Origin of the sequence: Salmonella sp. 3C (assembly GCF_025426275.1) — a bacterium.
Taxonomy (GTDB): Bacteria; Pseudomonadota; Gammaproteobacteria; order Enterobacterales; family Enterobacteriaceae; genus Salmonella; species Salmonella enterica.
In genome coordinates this window covers 1916413-1932826 of the sequence record NZ_CP104858.1, presented here as the reverse complement: position 1 = coordinate 1932826, position 16414 = coordinate 1916413, and the positions used below count along the sequence as shown (strand labels likewise).

The following is a 16414-nucleotide window of genomic DNA, read 5'->3' as shown; positions in this document are numbered from 1 at the left end:
CATTGTGCATGTTATCAGCCGAAAACCGTTCAATGAAGCGATGCTCATGTATCCAAACCATGAGCTTGATCTCACTGAGTTGCTGAATGTTCTGGAGAAAAAAACATTCACTCAGCCTGAAGAGATGAAGCGGTATATTCCTTCACTGGATAATTTTAAGCACAGAGATAAATGGTGGGTGATTGATGTTTCTGGTAACAGCCTGAGACTCATTTCCTACATAGATTTCAGGTTACATAAGATATTTGTGAAACATATCGTTTCCCATGCCGAATATGACAAACTGACCGCATACTATCGGGGTAATAAAGAATGAGAACTCATCGTCAGATGGATGCAACCAGCGCAAAAAAGATCGTTGATACCTTCAGCGATGCGGTAAAAACCGTCCCACTGATGGGGGAAGACCGAAATGACAATGAGTATCGCAGGGCACTAGCGCTAGTGGAGTTTCTGGTCGACCACGACGATCTTGAAAACCCACTATTTGAATTGCTCTGTGCCCGAATCAGTGAATACGAAAAACATGCGCCGGAATTCAAATCACTCAACCAACACCTGGAGAAAACACCCCCTGGCGTTTCAGTATTGCGAACGCTCATGGATCAATACGGTCTCAAAGCAGCAGATCTTGCCAACGAACTTGGTTCTAAATCGAACGTCAGCAACATCTTAAATGGCCGCAGAGCACTAACGGTTAATCATATCAAAGCGCTTACACAACGCTTTAAACTACCAGCGGATGCCTTCATCGAGTAGTTGGAGATGTCCAGCTACTCCTCCTCATTCCCGCCCTCTTCATACGGGCCGAACGGTTTCGCAGGTAGTACGATATAAATGCCTTCGAAAATTGCTCCGGCGGTCTCGCCGCCCAACAGTTCAACCTGCAACTGGACACGCGCTTTTTTACCCCGCGCCAGCCTGTCCAAATCACCGCTTAGCGACCCCAAATCAGCCACGGCGTTTGGCTTTCCGCTAATGGGTTTACTGTAGCGAATATGGGCGTCAGCAAGAATAATCGTCCCGCCCAGGTGGCGTTCACGGAGCATCAGCCAGATAAGTCCCCATCCGGTCAGCGTCGCCAGGGAGAACAGGCTGCCGGCAAACACCGTGTGATGCGGATTTTGATTACCGGTTTCCGGCATCGTGGTGATAAATTTTTGCCCGGTGTACTGCTGAATGCGCACCCCCATCTTTTCACTCAATGGAATGTGCTCATACCAGGCCTGCTGAAGCTGCCCGCACCAGTCGCCGCGATGCAGGATATCATCCAGCGATGCTACCGGTTTAATCATCAGAAAATGGCGGATTGGCGTGGTTGTGGGCGTAGTAATCTCCCCCTGATTGACAAACCCGAGTTTGGCAAAGAACTCAACCGCATCTTCGCGCGCGCTGCAGGTGACGCGCTTAACGCCTTCCTGTCGGGCGACAGACTCCAGGGTCATCGCCATTAATGTCCCCAGCCCTTTATCCTGTACCGAGGGATGTACAGCCATAAAACGGATAGACGCCTCGTTATCTGCATTGATATACAGGCGGCCCACTGCTACTAAATTTCCTTCTTCGTCCACCACCATTTGATGGTGCGCCAACGCATCCCAGCCATCCCGTTCCGACCCTTTCGGCTGGTGCAGCGGTTTACGCAGCATCTCCCAGCGAAACTGGTAGTAACGTTCTAATTCTTCTTCTGTTTGCGGAACTCGAAGGTGATACATAGCCGTACTCTCTCTTGTTATCCGCGGCCACGCCGGAAGCTGACTCATACCTGGAGCCAGAATGTCACGGGACCGTCATTAACCAGCTCAACCTGCATATCGGCAGCGAAGCGTCCGGTTTGCGTGTTTATCGCCTGCTGGCGGCAGCGTTCGACAAAATATTCATAAAGCGCCTGCGCGCGATCCGGCGCAGCCCCGCCGGAAAAGCTTGGTCGCATACCGCGCTCGGTATCTGCCGCCAGCGTAAACTGCGACACCACCAGCACGCTGCCGCCAGCCTGTTGTACATTCAGATTCATCTTGCCGTCAGCATCGCTGAAGATACGGTATCCCAGCACGCGTTCGCACAGACGATTCGCTTTTTGTTCGTCATCTTCTTTTTCGACACCCAATAACACCAAAAGTCCTGGGCCGATTTCACCCGTCACCTCGTCCTCCACGGTGACGCTGGCACGGGTTACGCGTTGAATTAATGCAATCATGGTTGGTCAGCTTCTTCTTGTTCTGCGGCTTGTTTGAGTTTTCGGTATTCCCCGAGAGTGACAGTTATTTCTGCGCCAAGCAACACTATACACCAGGTCCAGTATACCCAGACAAACAGGATAGGGATCACTGCCAGTACGCCATAAATGAGCTGATATGACGGGAACATGGTGATATAAAGCGCGAAACCCTTCTTTCCGGCCTCGAACAGCAACGCTGCGACAAACGCGCCGACAAGGGCGTCACGGTTCGGTACGCGAGTTGTTGGGACAATACTGTAAAGTAACCAGAATGAGATCCACGAGAGCAGCAGCGGAAGGATGCGCAATACATTGTCGATGACCGTATTCAGATCGCTGGCCCAGCGTAAAGAAAGCAGGTAGGAGCTGATTGCCAGGCTGGCGCCGGCGAGAAGCGGGCCGAGCGTGAGGATCATCCAGTACACCGCAAAAGAGTACACTTTTGGCCGTGTGCGTTTGCTGCGCCAGATAGTGTTTAGGGCGCTATCAATGGCGTACATCAACAGCAATGCCGTCACAATCAGTCCACAGGCGCCCACCGCCGTCATTTTGTTGGAGTTAGCGACAAACTGCTCAATATAGCGCTGAATCACGTCTCCGGTGGCTGGCATAAAGTTAGCAAAAATAAAATGGCGTAACTGAATGCTGACATCAGAAAACATCGGAAAAGCAGCGAAAAGGGCAAAAACGACGGCAATAAGCGGTACTAAGGAGAGTAATGAGACATAGGCGAGGTTTCCCGCCAGAGTCGTCATATTATCCTCATCGATACGCTGCCATAATAGCTTGAGCCAGGCCCGAACAGGGCGTGTATGGCGTCCAGCTTTTTGGTGAACGGTTTTTAGCATAACAGCTTCGCGAAATAGTCAGGGATGGTGGCTTTATCCTTCACCAGAATGCTGGTGATCCCCAACTGGTTGGCCCCTTCTATATTATCGGCATTGTCGTCGAAAAAGACCGCATCGGCAGCAGAAAAACCTTCTTTCTGCAGGACGTGCTGATAAATACGCGCTTCCGGCTTACGCATTCCCAAATCCTGGGATAAATAAATATGGTCGGCGGCAGCGCGCACCTCCGGATATTCTTCCGGCCAGAAGTGGGTATGCAGTCGGTTAGTATTGGATAGCACCACCACGCGATGCCCCTGCTCGCGCAGTTTATGCATGATAGCAATCACTTCGGGCCGTAATCCGACAAATACCGCCTGCCAGCCGTGCGCAAATTGTTCATAACTGAGCGATAACGCCATTTCATGACAGAAAGCTTCAGCAAACGCTTCGTCCGTTATCTCACCGCGTTCATGTTGGTGAAAAGTCTCGCCCATCGTAAATTTTTGCTTCAGCGAAGCCAGCGGTACTCGACTCAGGTCGCTCCACACACCTAATACGCGGTTAAAGTCGATGTCGACAATCACATTACCTAAATCAAAGATGTAGAGCATGTCATTCTCCTTGCTAACCGGGGATGAATAACTGTAGCGGGAAAGGAGAAATTTGACTATGTATCCCTTTATAAATCAATTAACAAAAAGACAATAGAAACGCAGACGATGTTCAATATCGCCTGCATCACAGCGCCGTTTTATTGGCTGGATAAAGCGCTGACGCGACCATCCGGCGCAAGGGCGCTTGTCACGCTGAAACGGCGTCGTCCAGCGAAGGACTCACCTGAACCACTTCGATTTGCTGGGATTGAAGTAAATTCTGTAATGCCGGACCGGGATACTCGTCCGTAAACAGAGCGGTAATCTGTGACACATTGCCGATCTCAACCGCCGCAGAAGCATGGTATTTCGTATGATCGGCGGCCAGCAGAATATGTCGCGAGTGGGCCATCATGGTTTTCACTACGCTGGCTTCGTTGACATCAAACTCCAGTAACGCGCCATCGCTCTCTATCGCGCCTACGCTGGTGACGAGATAGTCCGCCCGGAACCCCGCCACAAACGCCGCCGCGGATGGCCCGATAATGCCGCTATTATGCGGGCGCAGCGTGCCGCCAGGCACCATCACTTCAAAGCGAGGGTTATTATAAAGAATGTGCGCGACGCGCAGGCTATTGGTGATAATGCGCAGATGATTATGGTTGAGCAGCGCGCGCGCCACCTGCTCAACCGTCGTTCCAATCGTGATAAATATCGTGGAGCCATCCGGAATATAGTCAGCCACGGCTTCCGCAATGGCTTTTTTCTCTTGCGTCCAGGAGACCTCTCGCTGCTCAAAGGCGGTATTGACCACACTGGACGCTCTGCCAGCGCCGCCGTGATGACGCGTAATCAGCCCCTGCTCGCTTAATTTACGAATATCGCGGCGAACCGTCTGGGTAGAGACCTCCAACAAACTGGCTAACTCATCGATATTCATATAGCCGCGTTCATCAATTAGCATTAACAGCCGATCGTGTCGCGGATTACCGGTCAGTTCGGTAAGACTCATGAGCATTCCTCTAAAAGCTTCCTACTGCTCATATTATACAAAAAGTGACAAGAAAGATCGGGTTTGCTCACAATCAGGGATACCCGCCCGGCCACCCGGGCGCGTACACTTCAGCGCGGCAACGCCGCTGGCGAATCTGACAGCCTCTTCGATGGCGTATCCGCTTGCCAGGCCAAATGCCAGTGCGCCATGAAAAACATCGCCCGCGCCAGTAGTATCCACCACCTCCACGGTAAAACCCGGTTGGTGGCGTACCGCCGCTTTTTCCAACCAGTTGCAGCCTTCGCTGCCTCGCGTGACATAGACATATCCATTTGTGAGCATTTGTGCTTTTTTTAGCGCATCAATGGCTTCGCTCATCCCCGTCAGGCGTGCCAGCCCTGGCTCGGAGAAGGCGGCGTGGTCGCTTAACGCCACCAGCTCGCTAATATCCTGCGGCGTAATATCGCCATCAAGAACAGTCATGACGCCAGCCTGACGCGCCAGCGTAAACGCCTGTTTTGCGCCGTCATGCCAGCGCACATCCGCCAACACCACATCCCACTGCGAAAAATCGATGTCGTTAAGCCAGTCGGCGTCAGGTAATAAATCCGGGCTGGGATAATTAACGATAATCCGCTCTCCTTTGGCATCCACCATAATCGCTGACTGCGACGACATGGCCTGCGTGTAGCGGCGGGTATAACGGGTATTTACCCCCAGGGATTCCAGTTCCGCCAGCAGGCTGTTTCCGGTGTCGTCATCGCCCACACGGCCAATAAAGTCCACCTGTGCGCCCAATTTCGCCGCAGCCACGGCAGCGGTCGCCGCAGGCCCGCCGCCCACTTCCGTATAGCGCTTCGCCACATATTTACCCCCTTCTGTCGGTAATCCTTCCACGTAATAGATGCGATCCATCACGGTAATACCTACACAAGCAATACGAACCATGGTCATTCCTCAAGCATTTTCGATGTGCTCATTTTAATTTCACGAAATGTTTAAAAAGTGACGGCTGTCAATTTTTTGACTATAAATTACAAATACGATCACAAACAGACAGAAAAAGGCTCATTAATGACAAAAAATGACACCACCGTGTTCAGGAGAACGATATGGCAGTTATAGCATTTATCGGGTTGGGACAGATGGGCTCCCCTATGGCGAGCAATCTGCTAAAGCAGGGCCATCAACTCAGCGTCTTCGATGTTAATCCCGACGCCGTACAGCGTCTGGTAGACAAAGGCGCGCAACCTGCAAGCAGCCCGGCTCAGGCAACCATCGGCGCTGAATTTGTTATCACCATGCTCCCGAACGGCGATCTGGTTCGTTCCGTTTTGTTTGGCGAGCAAGGCGTTTGTGAAACTCTTTCCCGTGAAGCGCTGGTCATTGATATGTCCACTATTCATCCGTTGCAAACCGATAAGCTGATTGCCGACATGCAGAGCAAAGGGTTCAGCATGATGGATGTGCCGGTAGGCCGGACATCCGACAACGCGATTACCGGCACATTGTTGCTGCTGGCAGGCGGTACGGCGGAGCAAGTAGAGCGTGCTACCCCTGTTCTGATGGCGATGGGTAATGAGCTGGTCAACACCGGCGGCCCGGGAATGGGTATTCGCGTAAAACTGATCAACAACTACATGAGTATTGCGCTAAATGCGCTCTCCGCCGAAGCCGCCGTGCTGTGTGAAGCGCTGGGGCTTTCCTTCGACGTGGCTTTAAAAGTGATGAGCGGCACTGCCGCAGGCAAAGGGCATTTCACCACCACCTGGCCGAATAAAGTGATGAAAGGGGATCTGTCTCCCGCCTTCATGATCGATCTGGCGCACAAAGATCTTGGCATCGCGTTGGATGTCGCCAATCAACTGCACGTCCCGATGCCGCTCGGCGCCGCCTCCCGTGAAGTTTATAACCTGGCGCGGGCCGCAGGCCGCGGTCGGGAAGACTGGAGCGCCATCCTGGAACAGGTGCGCATCAGCGCCGGGCTGACCGCCAACGTAAAAAAGTAACGACTGTATAAAGGAAAATTGAATGAACAACTACACCATCAAAGACATTACGCGAGCGTCCGGCGGGTTTGCCATGCTGGCTGTCGATCAGCGCGAGGCGATGCGTTTAATGTTTGCTGCTGCTGGTGCGAAAACACCCGTTGCCGATAGCGTGCTGACGGATTTCAAAGTGAATGCGGCGAAAATTCTTTCCCCGTATGCCTCTGCCGTTCTGCTGGATCAGCAGTTCTGTTATCGCCAGGCCGTAGAACAAAACGCGGTCGCTAAAAGCTGCGCCATGATCGTCGCGGCGGATGATTTCATCCCGGGCAACGGTATTCCCGTTGATAACGTGGTCATTGATAAAAAAATTAATGCGCAGGCGGTAAAACGGGATGGCGCGAAAGCCTTAAAACTGTTGGTGCTGTGGCGCAGCGACGAAGACGCGCAGCAGCGTCTGGATATGGTCAAAGAATTCAATGAATTATGTCACTCCAATGGTTTGCTGAGCATTATCGAACCGGTTGTACGTCCGCCGCGCTGCGGCGACAAGTTCGATCGCGAGCAGGCGATTATCGATGCGGCCAAAGAGCTGGGCGACAGCGGCGCCGATCTTTACAAAGTTGAAATGCCGCTCTACGGCAAAGGCGCGCGTTCCGATCTTCTTACCGCCTCACAACGCCTGAATGGGCATATCAATATGCCGTGGGTCATCCTCTCTTCCGGTGTGGACGAAAAACTGTTCCCTCGCGCAGTCAGGGTCGCCATGGAAGCTGGCGCATCCGGGTTCCTGGCGGGACGCGCGGTCTGGTCATCAGTGATTGGTCTACCGGATACCGAGCTGATGCTACGTGATGTTTCCGCGCCTAAATTGCAACGTCTGGGCGAGATCGTCGATGAAATGATGGCGAAACGTCGTTAATACGAGGATGAAAGAATGAAATGGTTTAACACGTTGAGCCACAACCGCTGGCTGGAGCAGGAAACCGACCGCATCTTTAATTTCGGTAAAAACGCCGTGGTGCCGACAGGCTTCGGCTGGCTGGGAAATAAAGGGCAAATCAAAGAAGAGATGGGCACCCATCTTTGGATCACGGCGCGTATGCTGCACGTTTATTCCGTGGCGGCGTCGATGGGCCGACCGGGCGCTTATGATCTGGTCGATCACGGCATCAAAGCCATGAACGGCGCGCTGCGCGATAAAAAATACGGCGGCTGGTATGCCTGCGTTAACGATCAGGGCGTGGTGGATGCCTCTAAACAGGGTTATCAACACTTCTTCGCCTTGCTGGGCGCGGCCAGCGCCGTCACGACCGGGCATCCTGAAGCCAGGAAATTGCTGGATTACACCATAGAAGTGATTGAGAAATACTTCTGGAGTGAAGAAGAGCAGATGTGCCTGGAGTCCTGGGACGAAGCCTTCAGCCAGACGGAAGATTACCGTGGCGGTAACGCCAATATGCACGCCGTCGAAGCGTTCCTGATTGTTTATGACGTTACCCATGACAAAAAATGGCTGGATCGCGCGCTGCGTATCGCGTCGGTAATTATTCATGATGTGGCGCGCAACGGTGATTACCGCGTCAATGAGCACTTCGATTCACAGTGGAACCCTATCCGCGACTACAACAAAGATAATCCTGCCCACCGTTTCCGCGCCTACGGCGGTACGCCAGGTCACTGGATTGAGTGGGGCCGTCTGATGCTCCATCTCCATGCTGCGCTGGAGGCCCGCTTCGAAACGCCACCCGCCTGGCTGCTGGAAGACGCGAAAGGTCTGTTCCATGCCACTATCCGCGACGCCTGGGCGCCAGATGGCGCAGACGGTTTTGTCTACTCAGTCGACTGGGACGGTAAACCTATCGTACGTGAACGCGTGCGCTGGCCGATTGTGGAAGCGATGGGTACGGCCTACGCCCTCCACACCCTGACGGGCGATAGCCAGTATGAAGAGTGGTATCAGAAATGGTGGGACTACTGCATTAAGTACCTGATGGACTATGAAAATGGTTCTTGGTGGCAAGAGCTGGACGCCGATAACAAAGTGACCACCAAAGTGTGGGACGGCAAGCAAGATATTTACCATCTGCTGCACTGTCTGGTCATTCCTCGTCTGCCACTGGCGCCGGGCCTGGCTCCGGCGGTCGCGGCGGGTCTCCTGGATATCAACGCGAAATAGGTCATGAGGATGGCAGCCATGCATAGCGGTGGAAAAACTATTCAGCTTAATGCGGGCCATTACCAGGCGAAAATCGTCACGGTTGGCGCAGGTCTGGCGGAACTGACTCATCATGGACGTCATGTGGTCATCCCGCATAAACCGGAAGAAATACCCATGGCGCATCTGGGGAAGGTATTGATTCCCTGGCCAAATCGCGTGACAAATGGCTGCTACTCCTATAACGGCAAAGTTTTCCAGCTTGCCGTTAACGACCCGGTTTCGCAGACCGCCATTCACGGTCTGTTAGCCTGGCGAGACTGGCAGATTAATTATCAGTCGGCGACGGAAGCGTCGCTAACGATTTTTCTGCCGCCCTCTTACGGCTATCCCTTTGCGTTGATATCGGAAGTGATTTATCGGTTAGATGCCGCCAGTGGGCTGCACGTATTGATTCGTACGCAAAACATTGGCGATGAATCAGCCCCTTATGGCGCGGGCGCACATCCTTATTTGACTTGTAACCTGCAAAGCATCGATAGCTGTGTATTAACACTGCCGGCAAGCGAAGAATTGCCCGCAGGCAGAGATTTTTCCGCATCATGCCTGCTCGGCGAAACGCGCCTTGATCATGCGGTTAAGACCGCGACTACCCCGGCTGAGTGGGAGGTCAGACTTACCAGCCCAACGCAGAACATGTCCACATTTTTACGCAGCACCCAGCCCTGGTTGCAGATCTATACCGGCGAAAAACTCAGCCGAAAAGGTCTCGCGGTAGAGCCTATGAGCTGCCCGCCCGATGCATTTAATTCCGGGATCGCACTGATTCATCTTGCCCCAAAAGCGATCCATCAACTGCATTTTTCCATCGGCTGCGACTAGCCCAAATGGATTACCGAATTACCCTACATTCACGGAGATTACAATGAATTCTCTACCACAACGGTCAACCGATTTTGAACTGACAACATCACAGGATGGTTTTGCGCTTAGCTGGCAACAGCGCCTGATTTTACGTCACAGCACCGAAAATCCCTGTCTGTGGATTGGCGCGGGCGTTGCCGACATTGACATGTTTCGCGGCAACTTTAGCATCAAAGACAAACTTAACGAAAAGATTGCATTAACGGAGGCCGCCGTCAGCGAGCTACCTGACGGCTGGCTGGTACAATTCAGCCGTGGCGCAACAATTAGCGCCACCCTTCGCATCTCCACCGATGAGGCGGGACGCCTGCAGCTGGATCTGCAAAACGACGACCTGCACCATAACCGTATCTGGTTACGCCTCGCAGCTAATCCAGACGACCATATCTACGGCTGCGGCGAACAGTTCTCTTATTTCGATTTGCGCGGCAAGCCGTTCCCGCTGTGGACCAGCGAACAGGGCGTTGGCCGTAATAAAACCAGCTATGTCACCTGGCAGGCAGACTGTAAAGAGAACGCCGGCGGCGACTATTACTGGACCTTCTTCCCCCAGCCAACCTTTGTCAGCACGCAGAAGTATTACTGCCACGTCGATAATAGCTGCTATATGAATTTCGACTTCAGCGCGCCGGAGTATCACGAACTGGCGCTGTGGGAAGATAAAACTACGCTGCGTTTTGAGTGTGCCGACACCTACATCGCCCTGCTGGAAAAACTGACTGCGCTGTTAGGCCGCCAGCCGGAGCTGCCGGACTGGGTTTATGACGGCGTCACGCTAGGCATTCAGGGCGGTACGGAAGTTTGCCAGCAAAAACTGGATACCATGCGCAACGCAGGCGTAAAAGTGAACGGTATTTGGGCGCAGGACTGGTCCGGTATCCGCATGACCTCCTTTGGCAAGCGCGTGATGTGGAACTGGAAGTGGAATAGCGACAACTATCCACAGCTGGATAGCCGTATCAAACAGTGGAAAGAAGAAGGCGTCCAGTTCCTCTCTTATATCAACCCATACGTCGCCAGTGATAAAGACCTCTGCGCCGAGGCGGCGAAACACGGCTATCTGGCGAAAGACGCCACGGGCGGCGACTATCTGGTCGAGTTTGGCGAATTCTATGGCGGCGTGGTCGATCTGACCAATCCTGAAGCTTACGACTGGTTCAAAGACGTCATCAAAAAGAACATGATCGCGCTCGGCTGCAGCGGCTGGATGGCGGATTTCGGCGAATATCTGCCGACCGACACGTATCTGCACAACGGCGTCAGCGCCGAGATCATGCATAACGCCTGGCCTGCGCTGTGGGCGAAATGTAACTACGAAGCGCTACAGGAGACCGGCAAGCTCGGCGAGATCCTGTTCTTTATGCGTGCGGGTTACACCGGCAGTCAGAAATATTCCACCATGATGTGGGCAGGTGACCAGAACGTTGACTGGAGCCTTGATGATGGTCTGGCCTCTGTCGTGCCTGCGGCATTGTCGCTGGCAATGACCGGCCATGGTCTGCATCACAGCGATATCGGCGGCTACACCACCCTGTTTGACATGAAACGCAGCAAAGAGTTGCTGCTGCGCTGGTGCGATTTCAGCGCCTTTACGCCGATGATGCGCACCCATGAAGGCAACCGCCCCGGCGATAACTGGCAGTTCGACGGCGACGCGGAAACTATTGCCCACTTTGCCCGCATGACCACCGTCTTTACCACGCTGAAACCGTATCTCAAGCAGGCGGTGGCGCAAAACGCGGCTACCGGTCTGCCGGTCATGCGTCCGCTATTCCTGCATTACGAGAACGATGCCGCAACCTACACCCTGAAATATCAATATCTGCTCGGTCAGGATCTGCTGGTCGCGCCGGTTCACGAGCAGGGGCGTTGCGACTGGACGCTGTACCTGCCGGAAGATCACTGGGTGAATATCTGGACCGGCGAAGCTCACCACGGCGGTGAAATTACCGTGGATGCGCCCATTGGCAAGCCGCCGGTCTTCTATCGCGCGAAGAGCGAGTGGGCTTCACTTTTTGCTTCTTTACGGAATATCTAATACGGCTCGCCCGCAGGGAAACCTGCGGGCAGATGGAGAAGAATAATGAGTCAAACATCATCGAATCCGGCAACCCTACGCTTGCCGTTTAAAGAAAAACTTGCCTATGGACTGGGGGATTTAGGTTCTAATATCCTGTTAGATATCGGAACCCTCTATTTACTCAAATTTTATACCGATGTGCTGGGTTTACCAGGGACTTACGGCGGGATCATTTTCCTGATCGCCAAATTTTTTACCGCATTTACCGATATGGGTACCGGCATTATGCTCGACTCGCGGCGTAAAATTGGTCCGAAGGGCAAATTCCGCCCGTTCGTGCTTTACGCGGCATTTCCGGTAACGCTACTGGCGATTGCTAACTTTGTCGGCACACCGTTTGAGGTGACGGGAAAAACCGTCGTCGCAACGATGCTGTTTATGCTGTACGGGCTGGTTTTCAGCATGATGAACTGCTCGTATGGCGCGATGGTACCCGCGATTACCAAGAACCCGGATGAACGCGCCTCGCTTGCCGCCTGGCGTCAGGGCGGCGCCACTCTCGGCCTGCTGCTGTGTACCGTTGGCTTTGTGCCGGTCATGAACCTGATCGAAGGCAATGCCCAACTCAGCTATATTTTCGCCGCCACGCTATTTTCATTGTTTGGCCTGCTATTTATGTGGCTGTGCTACGCCGGCGTTAAAGAGCGCTACGTTGAAGTGAAACCTGTCGATAGCGCGCAAAAGCCTGGATTATTGCAGTCGTTCCGCGCCATCGCCGGTAACCGTCCGCTGTTTATTCTGTGTATCGCCAACCTTTGTACTCTCGGCGCCTTCAACGTCAAACTGGCGATTCAGGTTTATTACACCCAGTACGTTCTTAACGACCCGATCCTCCTCTCCTGGATGGGCTTCTTTAGCATGGGCTGTATTTTTATCGGCGTCTTTTTGATGCCCGGCGCAGTCAGGCGTTTTGGCAAGAAGAAAGTCTATATCGGCGGGCTGTTAATATGGGTGGCAGGCGATCTGCTCAACTACTTCTTTGGCGGCGGCTCGGTCAGTTTTGTCGCCTTCTCCTGCCTGGCGTTCTTCGGTTCCGCCTTCGTCAACAGCCTGAACTGGGCGCTGGTTTCCGACACGGTGGAGTACGGTGAATGGCGCACCGGCGTCCGCTCGGAAGGGACGGTTTACACCGGCTTCACGTTCTTCCGTAAGGTCTCCCAGGCGCTGGCAGGGTTCTTCCCCGGCTGGATGCTGACGCAAATCGGTTATATCCCGAATGTGGTGCAATCAGCAGGCACCGTCGAAGGCCTACGCCAGTTGATCTTTATTTATCCTTGCGTGCTGGCGGTCATCACCATTATTGCGATGGGCTGTTTCTACAACCTCAACGAGAAGATGTACGTGCGAATTGTGGAAGAGATTGAGGCCCGGAAACATACGGTTTAACAACAATAAAATATAACGCCCTGCGGGGCGTTTTGAGAGGCGATTATGTCTAATCATGATCCGCTAACGCTAAAGTTGAGCCTGCGGGAAAAATGCGCCTATGGCGTGGGCGATTTCGGCTCAAATCTGATGCTGTGTATCGGTACGCTGTATCTACTGAAGTTTTATACCGATGAACTCGGGATGCCTGCATATTACGGTGGAATTATCTTTCTGGTGGCGAAATTCTTCACCGCTTTTACCGATATGCTCACCGGCGTATTGCTGGACTCACGCCGTAATATTGGCACAAAAGGAAAGTTTCGGCCTTTTATTCTGTATGCGTCATTTCCAGTCGCTCTGGTTGCTACTGCGCAATTCTTTGCCACTCACTTTACTTTACCCGTTAAAACAGCCTTCGCGACGGTGCTGTTTATGTTGTTCGGTCTGTTCTACAGCCTGATGAACTGCTCATACGGCGCGATGGTACCCGCTATTACCAAAAATCCGCATGAGCGGGCCCAGCTCGCCGCATGGCGACAAGGCGGCGCTACCATTGGCCTTCTTCTTTGTACCGTAGGTTTTATGCCCATTCAGGCGCTGTTTACCCGTTCCCCTTCGCTGGGTTATCTGATTGCAGCAGTCATCTTTTCGGTCTGCGGGCTGTTCAGCATGTGGTGGTGCTTTAGCGGGGTGAAAGAACGGTATATCGAAACCGTACCTGACACGCATAAACCCAGCATATTGAAGTCCTTCTGCGCGATTTTTCGTAATCCGCCGCTGCTGGTGCTCTGCGTTGCCAATTTGTGCACGCTGGCCGCCTTTAATATCAAGCTGGCCATTCAGGTTTATTACACTCAGTACGTGCTGAACGATATTCATTTGTTGTCATGGATGGGTTTTTTCAGCATGGGCTGTATCCTGATTGGTGTTTTATTAGTACCTGCTGCGGTAAAACGCTTCGGGAAAAAACAGGTTTATCTTGGTAGTCTGATATTGTGGGCCGTTGGCGATATCCTGAATTTTATCTGGGGTGGAACGTCATTCCTGTTTGTTATTTTCTCTTGTATCGCCTTCTTCGGTACCGCTTTCGTCAACAGCCTGAACTGGGCACTGGTTCCGGATACGGTTGACTACGGTGAATGGAAAACGGGTATTCGCGCTGAAGGCTCGGTGTATACGGGTTATACCTTTTCCCGCAAAATTTCCGCTGCGCTTGCTGGCTTTTTGCCAGGTATTATGCTGACGCAAATCGGTTATATCCCCAACATAGCTCAAAGTGACACCACGTTGCTTGGTTTGCGTCAGCTCATTTTTTTATGGCCTTGCGGTCTTGCCATTATCGCAGCACTAACGATGGGCTTTTTTTATAAGCTCAATGAACAACGTTTCGCTTTTATTATCGAGGAAATTGCCCAACGAAAGAAAACAGGTAATCAAATTGTCGCGACTAATAATAAACAAAGTATTTCTACTGTAAATAATTAAACGACGCTTGCCGCTTTATCCATCCCGATGGATGGCGGCTTCCCTATATTTGAAAAATGGATTTATTATGAAATCTCTGAATACTCTAGTGATATTAACTTCAGTAATATCCACCTCTGTTTTTGCTGGCGCTTATGTAGAAAACCGTGAGGCCTATAACCTGGCGTCTGACCAAATGGAGTTTATGCTGCGCGTCGGCTATAACTCCGATATGGGGGCCGGAATTATGTTGACCAATACCTATACGCTACAGCGTGATGATGAATTAAAGCACGGTTATAATGAGATTGAGGGCTGGTATCCATTATTTAAACCTACAGATAAATTAACCATCCAGCCTGGGGGGTTAATAAACGACAAAAGCATTGGTTCCGGCGGCGCCGTCTATCTGGATGTTAACTATAAATTTACCCCGTGGTTTAATCTTACGGTACGTAACCGATATAATCACAATAATTATAGTTCAACCGATTTGAATGGCGAACTGGATAATAATGACAGCTATGAAATCGGTAACTATTGGAATTTTATCATTACCGATAAATTTTCTTATACCTTTGAACCACACTATTTTTATAACGTTAATGATTTTAATAGTAGTAATGGTACGAAGCATCATTGGGAAATCACTAATACCTTCCGTTATCGTATCAATGAACACTGGTTGCCCTACTTTGAATTACGCTGGTTAGATCGTAACGTGGGTCCCTACCATAGAGAGCAAAACCAGATTCGTATCGGGGCGAAGTATTTCTTCTGATATTATCGCCTCTATTTTTCGAATCTGCATCACAGCGGGTAGTTGTTCTGCCCGCTCATTCATCCTGAATCAGACTCCCGATATCCCGTCTCTAAGCGCCATGATAATATTCGCAAAGCGTTTTACCATATTCATGCTTATAGAGAAGGGAAACAAATGAATAAGCGATTTAATATTGATTGGGACAATGAATTAACCCAGGAACAGCTCATTAATTTGATTTTAACCGATGAAGATCTGCCAAAGCTTCGCTCACTGACCATTGGTAACTGGGGTGATTGTTGGGAAGACGAAACCTGCCAGCCTATTATTGATATGATTGTGGAGAACGCCTCCCGCTTTACTCACCTGGAATCACTGTTTATCGGTGATATGGAGAGCGAAGACTGCGAGATCTCCTGGATTAAACAAGGTGACTATTCCAGGCTCTATGCGGCGTTACCCAATCTGAAAGAACTGATTATTAAAGGCGCGTCGGATCTGCGACTGGGCGCTATACATCATGAGAAACTGGAGCACCTGGAAATCATTTCCGGCGGCATCCCTTCTAACGTACTTGCCGAACTACAAAATGCGCAGCTCCCTGCATTAAAAACGCTGAAGCTCTTCCTGGGCGTAGAGGAATACGGTTTTGACGGTTCGCTGGATGACGTGATGGCACTGGCATCGAAAGACCTTTTCCCTCAGCTCACCCATCTGGGGTTGATGAACAGCGAAGAGCAGGATGATATCGCCCGCCGGGTGCTGGAAAGTAATATCCTGCCGCAGCTTAACGTGCTGGAACTCTCATGCGGTACCTTAACGGACAACGGCGCAGAGGCGCTGCTGGAGCATAAAGACCGAATTGCGCATCTGGAAACACTCGATCTCCACCACCACTATTTGACGCCGGAGATGCAGGAAAAGCTAAAAGCCACACTGCCGATAAACCTGAATCTTTCAGAAGCTCTGGAGCCTGATGATTACGATGGCGATATTTATATGAATGCGATGTACACCGAGTGATTGTGTAGGGG

Annotated in this window: 17 protein-coding genes; 11 read left to right on the top strand and 6 right to left on the bottom strand. The window is 51.8% G+C overall.

Features of this window, described 5'->3' with window-relative positions:
* Positions 1-4: 4 nt before the first annotated feature.
* Both N7E69_RS09210 and N7E69_RS09205 read left to right on the top strand, forming a co-directional pair.
* Positions 5-316, top strand: a complete 312-nt coding sequence (locus N7E69_RS09210) for a type II toxin-antitoxin system HigB family toxin (RefSeq protein WP_000558169.1) — start codon at positions 5-7, stop codon at positions 314-316.
* Positions 313-759, top strand: coding sequence for a type II toxin-antitoxin system HigA family antitoxin (locus N7E69_RS09205; RefSeq protein ID WP_001259012.1), 447 nt, complete (start codon positions 313-315; stop codon positions 757-759). Before N7E69_RS09210 ends, N7E69_RS09205 begins: the two co-directional genes overlap by 4 nt.
* Positions 760-773: 14 nt before the next feature.
* Here the strand turns inward: N7E69_RS09205 and fabY are convergent, their stop codons facing one another.
* From fabY to N7E69_RS09175, 6 genes are all read right to left on the bottom strand, one after another.
* Positions 774-1715, bottom strand: a complete 942-nt coding sequence (gene fabY / locus N7E69_RS09200; protein ID WP_001518251.1) for a fatty acid biosynthesis protein FabY — start codon at positions 1713-1715, stop codon at positions 774-776.
* Positions 1716-1759: 44 nt separating this feature from the next.
* Positions 1760-2197 carry a D-aminoacyl-tRNA deacylase gene (gene dtd / locus N7E69_RS09195; RefSeq protein WP_000560969.1) on the bottom strand — a complete coding sequence of 146 codons (438 nt, stop codon included), beginning with the start codon at positions 2195-2197 and terminating at the stop codon, positions 1760-1762.
* Positions 2194-3066, bottom strand: a complete 873-nt coding sequence (locus N7E69_RS09190) for a virulence factor BrkB family protein (protein ID WP_000921423.1) — start codon at positions 3064-3066, stop codon at positions 2194-2196. Before N7E69_RS09190 ends, dtd begins: the two co-directional genes overlap by 4 nt.
* Positions 3060-3659 (bottom strand): glucose-1-phosphatase, encoded by a 600-nt coding sequence (gene yihX, locus N7E69_RS09185; RefSeq protein WP_000965695.1) that lies wholly within the window; start codon positions 3657-3659, stop codon positions 3060-3062. Before yihX ends, N7E69_RS09190 begins: the two co-directional genes overlap by 7 nt.
* Positions 3660-3849: 190 nt before the next feature.
* Entirely contained in the window at positions 3850-4653 is an 804-nt protein-coding gene (locus N7E69_RS09180) for a DeoR/GlpR family DNA-binding transcription regulator (protein ID WP_000059693.1), read from the bottom strand.
* Between the two features lie 33 nt (positions 4654-4686).
* Positions 4687-5583: a sugar kinase gene (locus N7E69_RS09175; RefSeq protein WP_001575213.1), complete on the bottom strand. Its 897-nt coding sequence runs from the start codon at positions 5581-5583 to the stop codon at positions 4687-4689.
* A gap of 164 nt (positions 5584-5747) precedes the next feature.
* Here N7E69_RS09175 and yihU point away from each other — a divergent pair, with 164 nt between their 5' ends.
* The 9 genes from yihU to N7E69_RS09130 all read left to right on the top strand — a co-directional run bounded on the left by yihU (position 5748) and on the right by N7E69_RS09130 (position 16403).
* A complete protein-coding gene (yihU, locus tag N7E69_RS09170) occupies positions 5748-6644 on the top strand; it encodes a sulfolactaldehyde 3-reductase (protein WP_000268248.1) in 897 nt (298 codons plus the stop codon).
* Positions 6645-6666: 22 nt separating this feature from the next.
* Positions 6667-7545: a sulfofructosephosphate aldolase gene (yihT, locus tag N7E69_RS09165; RefSeq protein WP_001067413.1), complete on the top strand. Its 879-nt coding sequence runs from the start codon at positions 6667-6669 to the stop codon at positions 7543-7545.
* Positions 7546-7560: 15 nt separating this feature from the next.
* Entirely contained in the window at positions 7561-8802 is a 1242-nt protein-coding gene (gene yihS, locus N7E69_RS09160; protein ID WP_000870945.1) for a sulfoquinovose isomerase, read from the top strand.
* Between the two features lie 3 nt (positions 8803-8805).
* Entirely contained in the window at positions 8806-9663 is an 858-nt protein-coding gene (locus N7E69_RS09155) for an aldose-1-epimerase (RefSeq protein ID WP_001675468.1), read from the top strand.
* 43 nt (positions 9664-9706) lie between these two features.
* Complete coding sequence (locus tag N7E69_RS09150; RefSeq protein ID WP_001087038.1) at positions 9707-11743, top strand: alpha-glucosidase; 2037 nt, start codon at positions 9707-9709, stop codon at positions 11741-11743.
* Positions 11744-11788: 45 nt separating this feature from the next.
* The gene (locus N7E69_RS09145; RefSeq protein ID WP_000084251.1) at positions 11789-13171 is read left to right on the top strand and encodes an MFS transporter; all 1383 of its coding nucleotides are present in this window, start codon (positions 11789-11791) and stop codon (positions 13169-13171) included.
* Positions 13172-13216: 45 nt separating this feature from the next.
* The gene (locus tag N7E69_RS09140; protein ID WP_000064899.1) at positions 13217-14638 is read left to right on the top strand and encodes an MFS transporter; all 1422 of its coding nucleotides are present in this window, start codon (positions 13217-13219) and stop codon (positions 14636-14638) included.
* Positions 14639-14705: 67 nt separating this feature from the next.
* Positions 14706-15398 carry a porin OmpL gene (gene ompL, locus N7E69_RS09135; protein WP_000838828.1) on the top strand — a complete coding sequence of 231 codons (693 nt, stop codon included), beginning with the start codon at positions 14706-14708 and terminating at the stop codon, positions 15396-15398.
* 156 nt (positions 15399-15554) lie between these two features.
* A complete protein-coding gene (locus N7E69_RS09130; protein WP_001042089.1) occupies positions 15555-16403 on the top strand; it encodes an STM4015 family protein in 849 nt (282 codons plus the stop codon).
* Positions 16404-16414 lie beyond the last annotated feature (11 nt).

Excerpts from the sequence above, each read along its gene's own strand:
- N7E69_RS09180 (WP_000059693.1), bottom strand. The coding sequence starts at position 4,653 with ATGAGTCTTACCGAACTGACCGGTAATCCGCGACACGATCGGCTGTTA.
- yihX (WP_000965695.1), bottom strand. The coding sequence starts at position 3,659 with ATGCTCTACATCTTTGATTTAGGTAATGTGATTGTCGACATCGACTTT.
- N7E69_RS09190 (WP_000921423.1), bottom strand. The coding sequence starts at position 3,066 with ATGCTAAAAACCGTTCACCAAAAAGCTGGACGCCATACACGCCCTGTT.
- N7E69_RS09150 (WP_001087038.1), top strand. The coding sequence starts at position 9,707 with ATGAATTCTCTACCACAACGGTCAACCGATTTTGAACTGACAACATCA.
- N7E69_RS09145 (WP_000084251.1), top strand. The coding sequence starts at position 11,789 with ATGAGTCAAACATCATCGAATCCGGCAACCCTACGCTTGCCGTTTAAA.
- yihU (WP_000268248.1), top strand. The coding sequence starts at position 5,748 with ATGGCAGTTATAGCATTTATCGGGTTGGGACAGATGGGCTCCCCTATG.
- yihS (WP_000870945.1), top strand. The coding sequence starts at position 7,561 with ATGAAATGGTTTAACACGTTGAGCCACAACCGCTGGCTGGAGCAGGAA.
- fabY (WP_001518251.1), bottom strand. The coding sequence starts at position 1,715 with ATGTATCACCTTCGAGTTCCGCAAACAGAAGAAGAATTAGAACGTTAC.
- N7E69_RS09155 (WP_001675468.1), top strand. The coding sequence starts at position 8,806 with ATGAGGATGGCAGCCATGCATAGCGGTGGAAAAACTATTCAGCTTAAT.
- N7E69_RS09205 (WP_001259012.1), top strand. The coding sequence starts at position 313 with ATGAGAACTCATCGTCAGATGGATGCAACCAGCGCAAAAAAGATCGTT.
- ompL (WP_000838828.1), top strand. The coding sequence starts at position 14,706 with ATGAAATCTCTGAATACTCTAGTGATATTAACTTCAGTAATATCCACC.
- N7E69_RS09140 (WP_000064899.1), top strand. The coding sequence starts at position 13,217 with ATGTCTAATCATGATCCGCTAACGCTAAAGTTGAGCCTGCGGGAAAAA.
- N7E69_RS09175 (WP_001575213.1), bottom strand. The coding sequence starts at position 5,583 with ATGGTTCGTATTGCTTGTGTAGGTATTACCGTGATGGATCGCATCTAT.
- yihT (WP_001067413.1), top strand. The coding sequence starts at position 6,667 with ATGAACAACTACACCATCAAAGACATTACGCGAGCGTCCGGCGGGTTT.
- dtd (WP_000560969.1), bottom strand. The coding sequence starts at position 2,197 with ATGATTGCATTAATTCAACGCGTAACCCGTGCCAGCGTCACCGTGGAG.
- N7E69_RS09130 (WP_001042089.1), top strand. The coding sequence starts at position 15,555 with ATGAATAAGCGATTTAATATTGATTGGGACAATGAATTAACCCAGGAA.